The 16,849-nt window shown below is 60.7% G+C and carries 20 protein-coding genes and 1 tRNA gene; 12 read left to right on the plus strand and 9 right to left on the minus strand.

The window, feature by feature from the left end; genetic code table 11:
• Positions 1-42: 42 nt before the first annotated feature.
• The 5 genes from WHT83_RS20940 to WHT83_RS20960 form a co-directional block, all read right to left on the minus strand.
• A complete protein-coding gene (locus WHT83_RS20940) occupies positions 43-1,392 on the minus strand; it encodes an ammonium transporter (RefSeq protein WP_406872288.1) in 1,350 nt (449 codons plus the stop codon).
• 793 nt (positions 1,393-2,185) lie between these two features.
• Positions 2,186-2,974: a hypothetical protein gene (locus WHT83_RS20945; RefSeq protein ID WP_406872289.1), complete on the minus strand. Its 789-nt coding sequence runs from the start codon at positions 2,972-2,974 to the stop codon at positions 2,186-2,188.
• A 29-nt stretch (positions 2,975-3,003) separates the two neighbouring features.
• Entirely contained in the window at positions 3,004-3,795 is a 792-nt protein-coding gene (locus tag WHT83_RS20950) for a hypothetical protein (RefSeq protein WP_406872290.1), read from the minus strand.
• A 52-nt stretch (positions 3,796-3,847) separates the two neighbouring features.
• Complete coding sequence (locus WHT83_RS20955) at positions 3,848-4,231, minus strand: hypothetical protein (protein ID WP_406872291.1); 384 nt, start codon at positions 4,229-4,231, stop codon at positions 3,848-3,850.
• Between the two features lie 567 nt (positions 4,232-4,798).
• A tRNA-Ile gene (locus WHT83_RS20960) sits at positions 4,799-4,874 on the minus strand.
• Between the two features lie 134 nt (positions 4,875-5,008).
• Between WHT83_RS20960 and WHT83_RS20965 the strand changes: the two genes are divergently transcribed.
• Entirely contained in the window at positions 5,009-5,728 is a 720-nt protein-coding gene (locus WHT83_RS20965) for an SIMPL domain-containing protein (RefSeq protein WP_108607428.1), read from the plus strand.
• Between the two features lie 185 nt (positions 5,729-5,913).
• Here WHT83_RS20965 and WHT83_RS20970 read toward each other — a convergent pair whose 3' ends face one another.
• Both WHT83_RS20970 and WHT83_RS20975 read right to left on the minus strand, forming a co-directional pair.
• A complete protein-coding gene (locus tag WHT83_RS20970; RefSeq protein WP_183260051.1) occupies positions 5,914-6,327 on the minus strand; it encodes a hypothetical protein in 414 nt (137 codons plus the stop codon).
• Between the two features lie 217 nt (positions 6,328-6,544).
• On the minus strand, positions 6,545-6,991 hold the full coding sequence (locus tag WHT83_RS20975) for a YcgN family cysteine cluster protein (protein WP_318764078.1): 447 nt from the start codon (positions 6,989-6,991) through the stop codon (positions 6,545-6,547).
• Positions 6,992-7,197: 206 nt separating this feature from the next.
• On the opposite strand from WHT83_RS20975, the gene WHT83_RS20980 reads away from it, so the two are divergent.
• From WHT83_RS20980 to WHT83_RS20995, 4 genes are all read left to right on the plus strand, one after another.
• Positions 7,198-9,264: an OmpA family protein gene (locus WHT83_RS20980; protein WP_406872292.1), complete on the plus strand. Its 2,067-nt coding sequence runs from the start codon at positions 7,198-7,200 to the stop codon at positions 9,262-9,264.
• Positions 9,265-9,606: 342 nt separating this feature from the next.
• A complete protein-coding gene (locus WHT83_RS20985; RefSeq protein WP_108607425.1) occupies positions 9,607-10,143 on the plus strand; it encodes a TIGR00645 family protein in 537 nt (178 codons plus the stop codon).
• Between the two features lie 127 nt (positions 10,144-10,270).
• On the plus strand, positions 10,271-10,498 hold the full coding sequence (locus WHT83_RS20990) for a hypothetical protein (RefSeq protein WP_318764075.1): 228 nt from the start codon (positions 10,271-10,273) through the stop codon (positions 10,496-10,498).
• A 102-nt stretch (positions 10,499-10,600) separates the two neighbouring features.
• Positions 10,601-10,795, plus strand: coding sequence for a hypothetical protein (locus tag WHT83_RS20995; protein WP_406874025.1), 195 nt, complete (start codon positions 10,601-10,603; stop codon positions 10,793-10,795).
• Positions 10,796-10,910: 115 nt separating this feature from the next.
• Here WHT83_RS20995 and WHT83_RS21000 read toward each other — a convergent pair whose 3' ends face one another.
• A complete protein-coding gene (locus WHT83_RS21000) occupies positions 10,911-11,405 on the minus strand; it encodes a ferritin-like domain-containing protein (RefSeq protein WP_108607423.1) in 495 nt (164 codons plus the stop codon).
• Positions 11,406-11,605: 200 nt separating this feature from the next.
• Between WHT83_RS21000 and WHT83_RS21005 the strand changes: the two genes are divergently transcribed.
• The 6 genes from WHT83_RS21005 to WHT83_RS21030 all read left to right on the plus strand — a co-directional run bounded on the left by WHT83_RS21005 (position 11,606) and on the right by WHT83_RS21030 (position 15,668).
• Positions 11,606-11,872 carry a hypothetical protein gene (locus WHT83_RS21005; RefSeq protein WP_108607422.1) on the plus strand — a complete coding sequence of 89 codons (267 nt, stop codon included), beginning with the start codon at positions 11,606-11,608 and terminating at the stop codon, positions 11,870-11,872.
• Positions 11,873-11,969: 97 nt separating this feature from the next.
• Positions 11,970-12,275 (plus strand): hypothetical protein, encoded by a 306-nt coding sequence (locus tag WHT83_RS21010; protein ID WP_183260044.1) that lies wholly within the window; start codon positions 11,970-11,972, stop codon positions 12,273-12,275.
• A 100-nt stretch (positions 12,276-12,375) separates the two neighbouring features.
• Positions 12,376-12,606 carry a hypothetical protein gene (locus WHT83_RS21015; protein WP_108607420.1) on the plus strand — a complete coding sequence of 77 codons (231 nt, stop codon included), beginning with the start codon at positions 12,376-12,378 and terminating at the stop codon, positions 12,604-12,606.
• Between the two features lie 95 nt (positions 12,607-12,701).
• The gene (locus WHT83_RS21020; RefSeq protein ID WP_406874026.1) at positions 12,702-12,941 is read left to right on the plus strand and encodes a YdcH family protein; all 240 of its coding nucleotides are present in this window, start codon (positions 12,702-12,704) and stop codon (positions 12,939-12,941) included.
• A 71-nt stretch (positions 12,942-13,012) separates the two neighbouring features.
• Entirely contained in the window at positions 13,013-13,432 is a 420-nt protein-coding gene (locus WHT83_RS21025) for a universal stress protein (protein ID WP_406872293.1), read from the plus strand.
• A 340-nt stretch (positions 13,433-13,772) separates the two neighbouring features.
• Positions 13,773-15,668 (plus strand): autotransporter outer membrane beta-barrel domain-containing protein, encoded by a 1,896-nt coding sequence (locus WHT83_RS21030; protein ID WP_406872294.1) that lies wholly within the window; start codon positions 13,773-13,775, stop codon positions 15,666-15,668.
• A gap of 56 nt (positions 15,669-15,724) precedes the next feature.
• On the opposite strand, the gene WHT83_RS21035 is transcribed toward WHT83_RS21030, so the two are convergent.
• Positions 15,725-16,150 (minus strand): VOC family protein, encoded by a 426-nt coding sequence (locus WHT83_RS21035; RefSeq protein WP_406872295.1) that lies wholly within the window; start codon positions 16,148-16,150, stop codon positions 15,725-15,727.
• A gap of 69 nt (positions 16,151-16,219) precedes the next feature.
• Between WHT83_RS21035 and WHT83_RS21040 the strand changes: the two genes are divergently transcribed.
• Complete coding sequence (locus WHT83_RS21040; protein WP_108607417.1) at positions 16,220-16,822, plus strand: TetR/AcrR family transcriptional regulator; 603 nt, start codon at positions 16,220-16,222, stop codon at positions 16,820-16,822.
• Positions 16,823-16,849: the final 27 nt, after the last annotated feature.

Genomic DNA, 16,849 nt, shown 5'->3' on the forward strand with positions numbered 1-16,849 from the left:
CGCGCCAGTGCCGCGACGTGAGCCGCGGCACCGGCGCTTCGCTCAGCTCTTGCTTTCGTTCTCGAGGCCCCAGAACAGCTTGTCCAGCCCTTCCGCCTGCGCATCCTCCGGCACCCGCAGCCCGGTCGTGGCCTTGAGCACCACCGACAGGATCAGCCCGGTCAGTATCCCGGCGCCAAGGCAGAGCGCGAAGCCCGCAAGTTGCATCAGCACGCTGATTTGACCGTGCTGGAACGCATACGCGCCTTCGGTGACGCCGAAGTAGCCGCCCCTCGGCGTGCCCGACTTGACCAGCCCGACCATGATGAGCGCATAGAAGCCCGCGCCGATAAACAGCGGGAAGAGCTTGTGCTCGTCGATCTGACGCTTCGATGTGAAGTTGTAGACGATCCAGGCTGCAATCGGCGCCCCGAGCGAGACCAGGAACATCTGCCAGGGCAGGTAGACGTCGAAGCCTGGCGCGCCCGAAACGTACCCGGCAAGCGGGCCGAGCAGCAGATAGATGTAGTTCTTCGTACGGTAGGAGATGATTGCGCCGGTGATGGCGCCACCCGCCCAGGAGATGCCGTAGTTGTTGAAGGCAATGCCCACGCTGGTGTTGGCCATGGTCACCGAAACCGCATAGGTCTCGGGGTCGAAAAAGAACAGGCAGGACAGAATGACCATCGGCAGGCCTGCGAAGATCGTGATCAGGCCGGTTGCGGCGAGCCCGATCGAAGGTGCCTTGTAGGACGGCACTTTCGGGTGAGGCGCAAACATGCCCGGGCGCTTACCCAGTTGCGGCACCAGGACCATCGCGATGCCCGTCGGGAAGATATAGACGAACCCGATGCCGAAGAAGTCGTGAAAGCCGGCGTTCGTCAGCGGGCCGACCGACCCCCAGACCGCCCAACTCAAGACCGAGGAGACCACGGTGGCCACGACGCAGGTGATGTAGAAGGCGGAAGCCTTCATGCGCTCCGACACCGCGAAATGGAGCAGGACGTTCACGATGCCTGCGAAACAGGCAAGGAAGAAGATGAAGATCTGGAACGTATTGAGCCCGGGCCAGACCGCCGGATCGACAGTTTGTGCGTGCGCGTTCGACAGCGCCCCGAAGAACCACCAATCCTTGAGCGAATCCATCATGGTTCCGCCAGCCATGATGTAGTACTGCCCCGCCCAGAAGCCGAAGCCGATGATGAAATAGGTCGCAAACCCGATGAAGAAGCCCACCATCTTCTCGATCGTGGAATTGTAGAGATTGGCGCTTCGCGTGGTACCCGCATCGATCATCAGAAGACCTGCGACCACGGTCAGCGCCCCCACCGTACCTGAAGCGTAGACCAGATTCTGGACAAGCTGGGTGAGCGTCACCTGTCCCGCAAAAAATGCTGTTGTCGTTCCTTCCATATATTCATCCCCTCTGATGCCGGCTGCCCCTGTCTCCGGCTTTTATTTGTGGCTTTCCTCGCCTCAACTAGGTGGAGGCTTGGACGTTACCCAAGGGCAAGTGGGTCGGACTACTTTGTTTTGGGGCGAAGATTAAATCAAGAGAGTGAAACTATTTTCCTGCCAGGGAAAATCGTCAGGCGATGAAAAAACACCTGGTATCAAAGGATGAGGTTGCACAAACCGGATCCGGCTCCGGCCATTTCGCCTCGCCACAGCCCTGACCCTTTGAACCGCCAGTGCACGCTACGGCGATGCGGCGCATGGTGCGTTACGATCACCGTTTTGCCGTCGAACGACCTGGACAGCTCTTGTTCAAGGAAAGCGCGGTTTCTCCGACGCAGTTGTAGCGCACGGTCGGCCGTGAAAGCTTCGCGAGACGGGAGCTTGCCGACGGCGATCCACGGCTGCGCGAGCTGCTTGCTGCGACGCTTGGTAGGATGGCCGCTGGGAATTTGCGGCAGCTTCTTGCGAAGCGCGGTCGCGGGTCAACGATGAAGATGGGCGATCTTCCTCAGGCAAAGGGGCTGCCGGCGGACAATGCGGCTTATCGTGTACTGGTTGAAGGATGCTTTGGAGCGGGATGCGGATTGGCTGCATGATCTCGATGACGACGGCATCCCGAAGTTACTGTCTGCATGCGAGACTGACGAGCAGCTGCTCGACTCGGCAGCCGAGGACCAGGGTGTGCATTGGCTGCGGTTGCCGAGGTAGTGACTGACCGTAGGCTCTTCCTGGCGACTCTGGTCGTCAACTAGAATTTGCCTTTTTCAGCCATATTTACCTTCCTTCTCTGGTACCATTGAGCCCATTCCTCAATGTACCCACAAAATTCTTCTGCAAATCTTTCTTTTATACATGCATTATATGCGTTTTTATACAGAGCTTGGTACTTAACCAGACGTTCCATTTTGACTTTGTCTGAATAATATTCAGGATTTCCTTTAATCTCTACTTCTTTTTCCAATAATACAGACATGAACTCGGCTAAAAAGCGCCCACCATCGTACTCGTCGGAATCGCCATAGTATTTTTTCAGGAACTTCGAAAAATTATGAGAATCAAGTGGTGATTTTGAAACATTAATTTTGGCATCAGTGACGCTCTGGCAAAGAAAAGCCTTGAGACCACTCTTTTTGGCTTCAGATTTATTTTCTACTTCATCAATGTAAAAAATTAATGAGTTATATTCTAAAAATACCCCAATACCTTTGTCGGGATACGACACACCTTTTACTTCACATGGTATATTCTGATATTCTTGGTCATTATACTTTTTAATATAAGAGGCCCATTTCCGAGCCTCCTTATGATTCTTCCTATATATATACTTTAGAGTGAGCGAAGACAGCTGTCTTATGCAATCATTGTCTTCATAAGCAAGCCGAGCGCAGTATGTCAGAACGTTGTCTTCGTTCATATCCGTTTTAGCAGTGCTCACACTTTTCATGCCCTGATACGGCGTGACTATTTTCACATCTGCATACGCTCCCGCCGACGTAAAAAGTACTGCGGTTGTGAGCAAAATTTTGAAAAGGCGCATCGTTAGTCCTCTCCCTCCAGGCACTTCCGTCAGCCTTTCGGCAACAGGCACAGCTCTTCATGCTTTGTGATGCCGCTCATATTGCAAACGATGTATCGGACACCGAATCCTGGTCGCTTCGAAGAAGAGACGCTCGCAACAGAAGACCCCACTTTGATAGTGTCAGACGTTCCCCAGCGTCCGGACTTGTATCCGTCGCATTTTTGCCGTTCGCCCTTGTCGTAGTAACAAGTCAGCACTTGAACAGGGAATCCGCACTTATTGGTCAGCCGCGTCATATCCCAACTGACTCCCGATCCCGTCCGTCGGATGTCTACACAGCTGAGATCGGCGTACGGTGCGCGACCGTCAGACTTTTTGGCTTTCTTGGATGGTGAATCGGCCCACGGATCGAGACTTGAATCCACAGCCGCCTTGGTCTCGAGCTTTTTTGTTTTCTGGTAGCGTTCAGCCTTAGCTTTTCTCTGACGGGCGATTTCGTCGAATGCATTCGGCTTCCTTGGAAGACTATCGCTTTCGTCGGGGGCCGAAGGGGTCTCTAGGCCCTGAAGCAGGAGGCCAATCCCGGCGCCCAGGAGCCCGATAGCAGCGGCATCGTTTGAACCACTGCCGCCCGCACAATTATATTCAACGCGATGTCTTTTTCCGTTAGAATCCATCACGTAATCAACGCTTTGGCAGTTTGCATGGGCGTTACCCAACCCGAACGGACTTAAACACGCGGCTATCACTAGCGCCGTCACAAAAGTCGCCGACTTCCCCAGTCGGGTCATGGGTTCAGTACGAGCGGGAATAGCAATCACTCTCGCCATTAATGTCATCGATTCTGCCCCAATTGACGTAGAAGGTATTTGACAGCATGCCCGATGAGACTCATGTCGGCCTCCTCCAATTGGAGGGGCCGTTGCGGATGCCGTGTTTTGCATGGAATTTGTAATAGGCGTGCTTCTCAAAAACGTCCCGTGGCGTGAATTGGTGGTCCTGAACGGCCCCGTTCCTCTTCAGGAACGGAAGGCCGCGCAAGCGCCACTCATTGATGTGCCAGCCGCCGTCGAAATAGTCCTCGAACGCGCGAGCCATCGAGTCCGTGTATACGACCAGATGGCGATTACGCTCCGAGAGCGGAATGATGTTTGCGCCGCAAGATCCGGTAGCATCCGAAATCCCAGTGATGACATCCTTCCAAAGCGATGGATCGAAAGCCGCCTCGATCGTCCGATCGAGCGCTCGGTCCAGTTTGACCAGGTCGACACTCATCTCAGAAGGCCCCGCTCCCGCTGGCAATGCAGGGCCTTGTTGTCGCTCACACCGGGCACCGATGAAAGGTTTTTGCTATCTGAGGTGGCTCCCCTGACGGGAGTACAATGTCAGGAAATGGCAGTTGCACGGTCGAGAACGAAGGAATTCCAAAACGACAGAATGGCGTTGATCTACTCCAATTGGAGATGGTGTGGCGGTCGTTTCTCTATGATGGACGAGGATCGATAGAAACGCTCTAGGGGACCATGCTGGGATCGGCGACGACAAAGGAAATTCTGATAAGCTTTGCCGGGACGTTACTGTACGTCGGCGGCGCTTTGGCCGCCTCAGACCAAGGTCTGCGACCCGTCGATATCGACAGGTCCTCAGAAACGTTCCAGATCACGAATGTACCGAAAACACTTGACCAAGGTCATTCTGGAATCTGCTACGCGATGGCTGCAAGCACACTCATCGATGCACAAACCTGCATCGACAAGAAGTTTTCAGAGTGTAAGAACTTGTCCGACAGTCTCAGTGTTGCGCGGAGCGAAAATCGCCCTTAAAAATCAAAGGCTTAGGCAATGGTGGGCCCGGAGGGACTCGAACCCCCAACCAAGCGGTTATGAGCCGCCGGCTCTAACCATTGAGCTACAGGCCCCACGCGGGCTGGATAGTAAGTTTTGCGCGCTGGCACAAGCCATCTTCGCGCATCTGTTGCGCGCTGCCGCAATCCACCCATAATCCGCCCCTATTCGACACTCTCGAAGGGCTCAGGACAACGGAGATTATATTATGAATCGCAAATACATGGCGCTCGCTCTTGCAGCGGCACTCGCAGTTCCCGCCGCCGCCGCCCGCGCCGACAACCAGCCGCCGCCGCGCATCATTGTGACCGGCGAAGGCGAAGCTTCGGTCGCGCCCGATCTTGCCCTGCTTTCCCTGTCGGTGATGCGCGAGGCCAAGACGGCGCGCGAGGCGCTCGACGCCAACAACGACGCCATGGCCGCCGTCATCGCCGCAATGAAGGCCGCCGGCATCGCCGAACGCGACCTGCAGACCGCCGGTATCCAGATCCAGCCGCGCTACAACTACACCAACAAGCCCGACGGATCGCAGGAAGCCGAACTCGTCGCCTACCAGGTCACCAACACGCTGTCGGTGCGCATCCGCGACATCACCAAGACCGGCGAGATCCTCGACAAGGCGGTGTCGCTGGGCGTCAACCAGGGCGGCGGCATCAACTTCACCAACGAAAAGCCCGACACGGTGATCACCGAGGCGCGCAAGCTTGCGGTCGCCGACGCCATCGCCAAGGCCAAGGTCCTGGCCGAAGCCGCCGGCGTCAGCCTCGGCAAGGTGATCGAGATCGCCGACCAGTCCTTCGCGCCGCCGCCGATGCCGCTGCAGCAGGCCAAGTCGTTCGACCGCGCGGCGGCGGGTTCGGTTCCCGTCGAAGCCGGCGAAAACGCCTACCGCGTGCAGGTCAACGTCACCTTCGAACTGAAGAACTGACACAGATACTCAAGGGCTGCCGTGGCGGCAGCGGCAGCCCTTGGTCTTTCCGGTTTTCCCGGAGTTCTCAGTGCAGGCAATGAAAAACCCCGGAGGCCAGGCCTCCGGGGTTTTGTTTGGAGCCACGCCCTTTCTTGCGAAAAGGGGCTCCCGCTACTCCGATCGGGCAACGCCCGATCTCATTGTTACCAGCGAACCACCGGGCAGTTCGGGGCCCGGGCGAAGCTGATCGCGACGCGCTCGCCATACTTGCGGCCGCTGACGGTGATGGTGCGGCGGTTGACGTCGACGACGCGGGCGCGGCGCAGGCCCATGCGGTCGGCCTTGTCGAGCGCACGGTCGGGCGTGCAGCGGCGATCCCAGCGGCCGTGATCGGGGCGACCGCCCCAGCGGCCATCATTGCGGTCCCAGCGGCCGTCGTTGCGGTTGTCCCAGCGGCCATTGTCACGGTAGCCGTCCTGGACATAGATGCCGACGCGCGGCTCGCCCTGGCCGAGGTTCAGGTAGAGGCCGTCTGCCTGCGCGGTAGCGGGAATGGCGGCCAGCGTGCTGAAGCCGATAAGGGCCGAAAGGGCGGCAGTCTTGATCTTGTCGAACATGGTCTTCTCCTTGAACTCCGTGGCGTCAAGCCGTCTTTGCCTGAGCGATGGCTGTAGATTGCACCGTCCAAGCTGAACCGATTTCGAACCGTGCATTCATTTTCGGTTCATCTGGCAAGCTGCTGATTCCGTTAGATAATATGATGCGATCACGCGTTTGTGAGTCGCCGCGCGACCGCGAAATAGCCTGCCGAAATGGTCGGGAATATGGCGAGCCTTACGGCTCTTCTTCGAGAACGTGCTCGAAATAGTCTTCCGGTTCGGCCAGATCGTCCTCGGAGGCCGTGAGCCTGCCGCGCACCGAGATGCCGGCCTCGTGCACGGTTTCGCTGCTGCCCGAAACCAGATGATGCCACCAGTAGAGGTCCTGCCCCTCGGCAACGAGCCGATAGGCGCAGGTGCTGGGCAGCCAGGCGATGGTGCGCACGTTGTCAGGCGTCAGCCCGACGCAATCCGGCACGCGCGCGAGGCGGTTGGCATAGTCGGAGCAGCGGCAGGTGGAGCCGTCGAACAGCCGGCAGCCGACGCTGGTCCAGTAGATCTCGCCCGTGTCCTCGTCCTCGAGCTTGGACAGGCAGCATTTGCCGCAGCCGTCGCACAGCTCCTCCCACTGGGTGGGGCTCATCGCCTCCAGCGGCGTCGTTTTCCAGTAAGGCTCGTCCATGGCAGGCATTTGGCGCGCATCGCCGGCCGCGTCAAGCACGCAGCCATTGCATTCATCGCCAGTTCAGCGAAGCCACGATATTGCCTTGTTGCCGTCGGGCAAATGCCCCGAAACCATGCGACTGCCGGGCGGAGCGGAACCATTCAGGGTTCCATCTGTTTGGGCCGGGACGGGACCCAAAGTTCACTTCGAGGAGATTTCCAACGATGAAACGCCAACCACGGATTCTCGCAGGCACGGCAATCGGCCTGTTCATGGCATCCGCGCCGTTGGGCGCCTTGCCGCTGCCGAATGGCGCGCTGTCTGATGCGGGCTCATCGCTGCCGCTCATCCGCGTGCAGTCGGACTGCCAGGAAGGCGAAACGGCCGAAGCCTGCGCGGCGCGCCAGGGCGCCCAGCAGGCCCCGGCCGAAGAGCCGGCCCCCGAACCGGAGCCGGCACCGCAGCCTGAGCCCCAGCCAGAACCTCAGCCACAGGCCGAACCCGCGCCGGAGCCGCAGGCCGAACAACCGGCACCACAGGCCGAAGAGCCGACACCCGAGCCCCGCCGCAAGAAGCGCGAGGCACCGGCGGAAGAACCCGCGCCTCAGCAGGAGGTCGCACCGCAGGCAGAGCCGGAGCCGCAGGCGGAAGAGCCCGCCCCCAGGCGCAAGAAGCGTGAGCCCGCCGCCGAACAGCAGCAGCAGGAACAGCCTGCCGCCGAGCCGGAGGCAGCGCCGCAGCCCGAACCGCAGGCGGAAGAGCAAGCGCCCAAGCGCAAGCCGAAGGAGCAGGCCCCGGCTGCAGAGGAACCAGCACAGACACCCGAAGTCACTCCCCCGCCGGAAGCACAGCCCGAGCAAAAGCCGGAGGCCGAGCAGCCGGCGGAGAAGCCTGCCGAGCCGACACCAGAGCAGGCCCCCACTCCCGAAACGCCTGCACCTTCAGGCGAAGCTCCGGCCCAGGGCGAGCAACCTGCGGCAGAGCAACCTCAGCAGCCCGCAACGGGCGAGCAACCAGCTGCCGGTGAGCAGCCGGCTACCGGCGAACAGCCTGCAACGGGTGAGCAGCCGCAACAGCCGGCCCAGCAAGGCGAAGCACCTGCAAACCAACCGCCGGTGAACCCGAACGAGGCGCCGCTGCTCGACAGCCAGAAGGAAACGCCGCCCGCACAGGCCGGCGGCCAGCAGCCGGCAGCCGAAGGCCAGCCTGCGCAGCCCGCCCAGGAAGGCCAGCCAGCGCCCGAAGGCCAGGCCGGTGGACAGACCGTCCAGCCGCAGCCGGTACCGGTCGATCCCGGCCCGCCGCCTGTCGACGACAAGGCCGCGACCGAACAGGCCCAGCCGGTCGAGATCCAGGCCGTCACCGCCGAGAAGGGTACCCGCATCGAGCGCATGCCCGAGGTCGACCTGCGCCGCAGGCCGCGTCCTGAAGGCACCGAAGTGCTGCGCGAAATCGGCGACCGGGTGATCATCCAGATCAACAACCAGGTCATCGTCGAGAGCAACGACCGGCCGCGCATGACGCGTGACGCCCAGGAGGTGTACTACGAGGAACTGCCGCGCGGCCGCACCCGGGAGGTGATCGTCCGTGAGAACGGCAACCAGATCATCACCATCCGCAACCGCTACGGCGACGTCGTGCAGCGCTCGCGCATCACGCCCGACGGCCGCGAATATGTGCTGAGCTATGTCGACGACCAGTATTACGGCGAGATGGACGAATGGCGCGATCCAGGCCTCGACCTGCCGCCGCTGCAGCTCCACATCCCGCGCAACGAATATATCCTCGATGCGCAGTATGTCGAAGATGACGACGCCTATTACGACTTCCTCGAGCAGCCGCCGGTGGAGCGCGTCAAGCGCCTCTATTCGGTCGACGAGGTCAAGCGTTCGGCCCGCGTGCGCGACATCGCCCGCCGTGTCGACCTCGACACGCTGAGCTTCGAATTCGGTTCGGCCTCGATCCCCGAGGCCGAGATTGCCAAGCTCGAAGGCGTCGCCAACGCGATGGAGAAGATGCTGAAGAAGAACCCGGCCGAAACCTTCCTCATCGAAGGCCACACCGATGCCGTCGGTTCCGACGTCGCCAACCTGGCGCTGTCCGACCGCCGCGCCGAAGCCGTGGCCGACGCGCTGACCAATGTCTTCGGCATCGCGCCGGAGAACCTGTCGACGCAAGGCTATGGCGAGCGCTATCTCAAGGTGAAGTCGCAGCAGCCGGAGCGCGAAAACCGCCGCGTCGCCATCCGCCGCATCACCCCGCTGGTGGCCCCCATCGCCAGCGCCAACTAGCATACGCGGCATCCCAAAAGGCCCGGCCCGCACCTCGCGGGTCGGGCTTTTTTCTGCCCGTTTGACTGGCCGGATGGCGCCCGGTACCGGGCATCCTGCCGACGTCCAGACGCCGCATTGCCCGGTAACAATCACGCGATGACCCGGCTTTCGCCATTGATTCGCTGGATTTTGATGCCACTTTGACGGTGACGTGGTTCCCTGCCCCGTCTCATCTCCGACGTTTCAGGAGAACAGGCCCGGCCGAATTCCCCCTCCAGCGGCCGGGCCTTGTTTTATCCCAAAACCTGTTGCATTCGTCGGCACCGCCTCGATTTCCAATCTCAAAATTTCGGACGTCTCATGAAACGCCTCGAACACGCCGTCGAATCCATCATTCTCGCCTCGCGCTGGCTGCTCGTGGTGTTCTATCTGGGCCTCGCTGTGGCGCTCGCCATCTACGCGCTGTCCTTCGCCAAGAAGCTCTACGGGTTTGTCATGACGGTCATGGTGCTCGACGAGACCGACACCATCCTGAAGGTGCTCGGCCTGATCGACGCAGCACTCGTTGCCTCGCTGGTGGTGATGGTCATCATCTCCGGCTACGAGAACTTCGTCAGCCGCTTCGACAACCATGACGGCGAGGTCCACTGGCTCGGCACCATCGACATCAGCTCGCTCAAGATCAAGGTCGCCTCGACCATCGTCGCGATCTCGTCGATCCACCTGCTCCAGGTCTTCCTCAACAACCAGCAATACACCTCCGACCAGCTGATGTGGCTGACCCTCATCCACCTGACCTTCGTGCTGTCGGCGCTGCTGCTGGCCTACATCGATCGTCTTACCGGGCTTGCCAAGGGCGCCAAGAAAGCGGCTACGGAAGACGGCCCTAGCCTCTGAGCCGGACGGGATCATCTCACCGGCGCGGATTCATCATCTCAGCCGCGCCGGCCAACCCGCTGGATTGATTCAGCCTTCGGCGGCCCGGACGTCGCTCGACCGGAACGGCTGGAGGCAGGAGGCCACTTTGCGCATTCTAGGATACGTCCTGGCCGCCGCGGGCCTGCTGATCTGTGCGGCCACCTTCGGCATGTGGGTCTGGCTCAACGCCTACGGCTGCGGCACCGGCTGCAACGACTTCCGGCTGCGCTGGGAAGACAGCGAGGCGCTGTCCTATTTCATTCCGCCGTTCATTCTCGGCTGCGCCGTAGCGGTGCTGGGTGCGGCAACGATCGCCATGAACTGGAAAAGATAGGGGCGAACGAAGCGTAGCGGACTGCCGGTCTCCCGCCAGTGCTGCTTGTCGCTCAGCCCCATTTCTGGTTTCCTGGTGGTTCACTCGGGGAAGATCGACAGCGTGTTTTCAGCCTACGTCGACGAGATCATCATGGCCTGCGCCGGTGTCTGGATGGCGGCCATTGGGTTCGGATACATTGAGCTTTCCGTTCCGCCCCATCAAGCGTGGCTGGGCAACCTCGTAAAACACTTCAAGTGGATGGGCCCGCTACTGCTTGGTATTGCAGCCGTGCTCGCTGTCGTTTCCCCGACCTAGTTGCCCCATGGCCGAGGCATGATGGTTCAGGCGCCAGGCAGCCCGCCACTCCCTGCCGACGCCGCACGGGCCCCTGCCCTCGTCCGCCGTAGTTCCTGCCACTCCCGCGTAAGCGTTATGCCGCTTTCGCGGTCGCCGATGTCTTGTTGATCGCCGTCACCGCGAGGTTTGTCAGCTTGTTGTTCGTCGCCTTCTCCTGGTCGAGGATTTCGCTCAGGAGCGTGTGAGCCTCGTCATAACCAAGGTCCTTGGCCCATTCACGCAGGGATCCATACCGGGCAATCTCGTAGTGCTCGACGGCTTGGCACGCTGCCAGAAGACCGGCATCCAGTGCGGTGCCAGATGCCTCTTCCATCAGCCCATCGGTCTCCTTGATCAGGCCTTCGATCGCATCGCATTTTTCGCCCGAAGCCTTCTTGCCGATGGATTTGAAGACCAGCTCCAGTTTCTTGATCTGGCCCTTGGTCTCTTCGAGATGATCCTCGGCAGCCTTCTTCAGCTTGGCGTCCTTGGCCGCCTTGGCCACCTTCGGAAGGGCCTTGGTGATGGCGTTCTCGGCGTAATACATATCCTCGAGTGTATGCTCGAAAATCTCAGCCAGCGTTTTCATTTGGGATTGCTCCTTGCCGGAATTGGCAAGGGAGGGAATGGATCACAGGCAAGAAGGTTCCTCCCAAAACAGCAAGAACTCCCCCTCGACCTGCTGGCACCGTGTCGTGCCTCCACGACGGCGGACCGACCACGCTCCCCGCGCAGCGAAGGAACTTTACGCCCCACTCCATGTTGTCCTGCAGCAGCAGGAGACAATCGATGCAGAACGACTATGAAACCGGCGCACGCAGGCCAGTCGCACGGAAAGGCCCGGATCCCAGCGATGCCTTTTCGCAGCAGGCTGCCGAAAACAAGCAGCCGGCCGACCGATACGGCAACACGGAGCCCGTTGGCGAGACCAACGAAAAGGCGCGCCATTCAGATGGCCAGAACGCGCCGGGCACCAGCACGCATATCCTTGAACGACCAGGCGGCAGCGAGCAGCCTGGCTACAGGATGAAGCGGGCCCGCTTTTGGCAGTCTTGACCCCGCCCAGCCCGACTTGCATCCGTCAACATCACCCATCAACCGGATCGGATTCGGCGTTCAGGCGTTGCTGCTTCGTTGAAAGGAGCCAATCGCCATGAACGTCGCCAACCTGCAACTCGAAGGCCTGATCATGGCCATCGCAGCGATCAATCACGTCCTCGTCCGCAAGGGTGTGCTGACGGTCGAGGAAATCGACATCGCCTTGCGCAAAGCCGAAGCAAGCGAGACTGCAGAAGATCGATCCGAGGGAATGTCGTCGTCAAATCGCGATGCCATCAACTTCCCGATCAGGGTGCTGGAACTTGCCAATCAATGCCAGCCGGAAGCGGATATTCCCTCATTCTCCAAGCTGGCACGAATGATCGGCCAGATGAAGGAACCCTACAACGACCAGAGGTGACAACATCGCAGTCCTTCCACCGCGGGTGCGAGCTTAACGCAACGCGGATCGATATGGGGCCAATGCGCGTTGATATGTGCTTCCCAGGAGCGGTTGCACGATGAAAGACGTCAGGTCTATCGATTGGACCGAACCGGCCACCTTCTACGAGAGCCGGCTGGGTCCGGGGATGCTGTTCGATCACCTTTCACAGGCAGTGCGGCACGCGGTCAACGTTCCCTTGCGCAGGCAGCACGACACCGCAAGGATCGTCACGCGCTCAGGGTCGCAGTACGGCTGGCAAGAGATCAACGTCCTTCACCATCATTTGCGGGCCATCGACAGGAGCTGAGTTGCGCCGCCCTGCCCCTTTGGAAGTTGACCCAGATCAAGTTCAACGCCTCCGCCTGGCATTATAGTTGCCTCGACAATTCGCAAGGAGATGAAATGTCGAACACACCGCACACCCTGGGTGAAGAATTTCCCGGCCAGCTGGATGCCATTCACGCCCTGAAAGCTCAGGACGTCGCTTTCGCTCGCATCCTCGAAGAATATGACGATGTGAACGACCAGATCCACAAGGCTGAAACCCACATCGAACCGGTGAGCCAGGAACACGAGGCGACGTTGCGAAAGCGCCGGCTGATGCTCAAGGACGCGATCGCAGGCGCTGTCGCAGCAAGCTGAAGGACTGCCCCCCGCAGCCGCCGGCCGCGGGACCCGATCAATACGACGATGATCAAGCAGTGGAGGTAGATTTGTACACGCATATCCTCATAACCACCGATGGTTCCGAACTTGCGCAGAAGGGCGTCGACCACGGGCTGACGCTGGCAAAGAATCTTGGCAGCAAGGTCACGGTCATCACCGTCACCGAGCCCTATCCATTGAACAGTCCTGCCACGATGGCTTCGTGGAGCGATGCCCAGCAAAAGCATGCCGATGCAGCGCTGAGCCTCGCTAAAGAAGCGGCCTCCCGGACCGGCGTCAGCGTGGAGCCTGTCCAGGCATTCGGCGAGTCGCCCGCCGAAGCGATCGTCGAGACCGCCACGGAGCGTGGCTGCAATCTCATCGTCATGGCCTCCCATGGCCGGCGCGGCGTGAGCAGGCTTCTGCTCGGCAGCCAGACGGCAGAGGTTGTCCATTACTCCAAGGTCCCGGTCCTGGTCGTGAGATAGGCAGGCTGCTGCACTGCTCGACCCCCAGAGGCGCCGAAAGGCGCCTCTTTGCTTTTCAGGCCCCTCTTTCGCCCACCGCCTCCGGCGAATGCTGCGCCGGGAGTTTCCCGTTCTGCGAGCCTAAAGACGGCGACCGGCAAGATCGCCCATAGGTGTATGCAAAAAATTCTCATCAATCCATGATTGCATAGATTATCTGGTGATTTTTTTCTGGAAAAATAGAGATTAACTATAATATAGTAAGATTCGAAGTGATTATACTTCTCTTGTGGCGGCACGAATTCTGAAAGGTGCTTTCACATGACCAAATCATCTGATTGACGATTTTTCGAGGAAATTCATGAAACTATTGGGAGCTTCGCTCGGCGCCTCGGTCTCGGTAGCGGCAATCGCGCTGGGCATAGCACCGGCTGGAGCCGGCCAAAGCACGATCGACTTCGAAATTTGCACTTTCGAAAACTGTGAAGGATGGTCAGGTGCCTACGCCGGAGTGGGTTTCGACAACGCATATCGGGGAACCGGTTACGCCGGCGCAGTCAAGCAAACCTCTTCAGCCGATGTCGACAACGCTTACGCACATTGGGGCGTGATCTACGGCGCGGCAACGAACGACTACTACATTAACACCGTCACCGCCTATGGTTCTGAATTCAACGGGCTGGACGCCTCGCGCCAGACCCAGTCCTATACCGGCGTGCCGGGGCTTCCCGCCAACTCGGTTCGCTGGTTCGACAGCTTCACCAACAATACCGGCGACACGATTACCGCCAACATCGTCTTCAGCGGCACTCTCGCCGCCGGCGACGACATGTACGTTCATGCCACGGAATCAGGTTATGTGGTGACCGGCCAGTTCGAGCCTGGCAACGAGTCCTTGAGCCCGGTCATCGCCCATCTCTACGGCAACAACGACTACGCCTTCAATCAGGCCGCAGCGTACTACGCCAACCACGACGACAGCCCCTACATCGTGTTCCCGGTAACCGTCGCCGCGGGTCAGACCGTGTCGATCATGAACGTCAACCTGCTCTTCGGCGAGATAGGGCGCAATATCGACTCCGACGGCGCGCTGTATGCCGCCGACGTCGCACTTGCCATCCAGCAGTCGGAACTCTTCATCAACAGCCCGATCTTTGCCGGCCTGACCGCCGCCCAGGTCCAGAGCCTGCTCAACTGGACCGTCAAGGACACTGGCCTCGTCGCGGCTGGCGGCCCTGTCGCCTTGTCCCAACGCCTGCACGAAGCCTACGATCTCATGCTTGCCCGCGGCACCGGTTCGACAGGCGGCCAGGCCACGGCACAACTCGCCACCGGCGCACTGCAATATGCCGAGGAAGGCAAAGCCGGTTCGGACGGAGCCGCGGCACTTGCCCGCTCGATCGGCGATGCCGGCGGCAATGTAGCGCTTGCCGGCTTCGACGGCAGCCGCAGCTTCCTCTTCGGCGGCTACACCACCGGCTCGCAGGATTTCACCGCGGGACAGCTCGACTTCTCGGGCTATGTCACAGGCCTCGGCATCGAGCACGCCATCTCGCCCGATCTGCTTATCGGGCTCGCCGGCGGCTATGCAAGCGGCGACGGCGACATCGAAGGCGTCTACGCCAACCTCGAAAACCGCCAGTTCACCGCCTCGCCCTATGTCCGCTGGCATGCGCCGACCGGCACCGTCTTCGACGGCCGGCTTTCCGCCTCGACCGAGCGCTGGGAATATGCCCGCACAGCGGGTGCAGGAACGGCCTCTCCTGAGATCGACGGCTACAGCCTGGGTGCGCATCTGCGCGCTTCGCATGACGTCGAGCTGAACGTGGCCAGGATCACGCCCTTTGCCAGCCTCACCTACCTGCGCACCCACGTCGATTCCTATTCCGAGACGGGTGCCGGCGCGGGCAACCTCGTCGTCCAGTCCTATGATGTCGATCGCCTCGAGGCCCTCGCCGGTATCGGCGCATCCCGCAGTTGGCAGCTCGAAACCGGCACATCCCTGCGTGGTTTCGGCAGCGTTGGCATCGGCGGCGCCTTCCTCGGCAATGACGAGACGGTCTTGACCCGCTACACGACTGCGGCAACCGCCTTCCTCAGCCAGGCAGAGACGGGGGAAGGCACCTTCGGCCGCGTCGAGGCTGGCCTTGCTGCCGATTTCACCAACAGGCTCAGTCTTACGTCGAGCTATGCCGGATCGTTCGGTGCCGATCGCGACCAGCACACCTTCAACCTCGGCCTCGCTGGCAAGCTCTGACCTCACCTTTGCCTGAATGCTGGAGGCGCCTCGCGGCGCCTCCGTTTTGGTTTGCCTCAGGCGTCAGCCCTATCCGGCACGTACATCGCCAGGAACTCGGGGCTCGGCGGGATCGGCGTGATGACGTCGATCAGCACGCCATTGGGATCCCTGGTGATGAAGTGGCGTTGTCCGAAGTCTTCGTCGCGCAGCGAGCGCAGGATCGGCAGCCCTTCCGCGACGAGCCGCGCGTGCACGGCATCGACATCCTTGACCTCGAAATTGATCAGCAGGCCGGCGACCCGCCCGCGCCCCTCCTCGGGGATCGTCTCGTGGTCGCCCTGGACGATGGCGAGATCGACGCCCTTGTCTTCCGTCGACCGCAGATGGACATACCAGCCAGCGTCAAACTCATACGCGAAGCGGAAGTGCTTGATGTAGAAAGCGGCGGTGCCGGCGACATCGCCGGTCATTAGCACGGGATAGTAGCTCGTCGTTTTCATGGCTTTCCTTCTCTCCTCAATCAACATACAGTCTGCATGTAAATGTGAACTAACATACAGGCTGCATGCATGCAAGAGAAAACCGAGCGCCGCTCCAACCGCGACCGCACCGAGGCGACACGCGCCCTCCTGATCGAGGCGGCACGCCGGTTGTTTGCCGAAAAATCCTACGCCGAGACCAGCACACCGGAGATCGTCGCCGCCGCGGGCGTCACGCGCGGCGCCCTCTACCACCACTTTGCCGACAAGCAGGAGCTGTTCCGCGCCGTGGCCGAGCAGGAGGCGGCATCGGTCGCCGCCGAAATCGAGGATGCTGCACCGCAAGCCATGGGCGCCCGCGAAGCTTTGCTCACCGGCAGCAAGGCCTATATCGAAGCCATGCGCTCGCCCGGCAGGACGCGGCTGTTGTTGCTCGACGGCCCCGCTGTGCTCGGCCGCGCCGGCATGGACGAGATCGACAACCGCCACGGCAACCGCACCTTGCGCGAGGGCCTCGCCGCCACGATGCGGGCCGGCGCCATGCGCAAGCTGCCGCTGGCTGCGCTGACCGGCCTGCTTGCCGCCGCCTTCGACCGAGCAGCCTTGGCGATCGATGCCGGCGCCCCACCCGAAGACGAGATTGCCGTCATCTCGGCGGTCATTGACGGGCTGATGCTACGCGAGCGACCCTGAAAAGCAAAAGCCCGGCACAAGGGCCGG

The organism is Aminobacter sp. P9b (assembly GCF_045345995.1).
In the GTDB taxonomy this organism is placed as follows: Bacteria; Pseudomonadota; Alphaproteobacteria; order Rhizobiales; family Rhizobiaceae; genus Aminobacter; species Aminobacter niigataensis.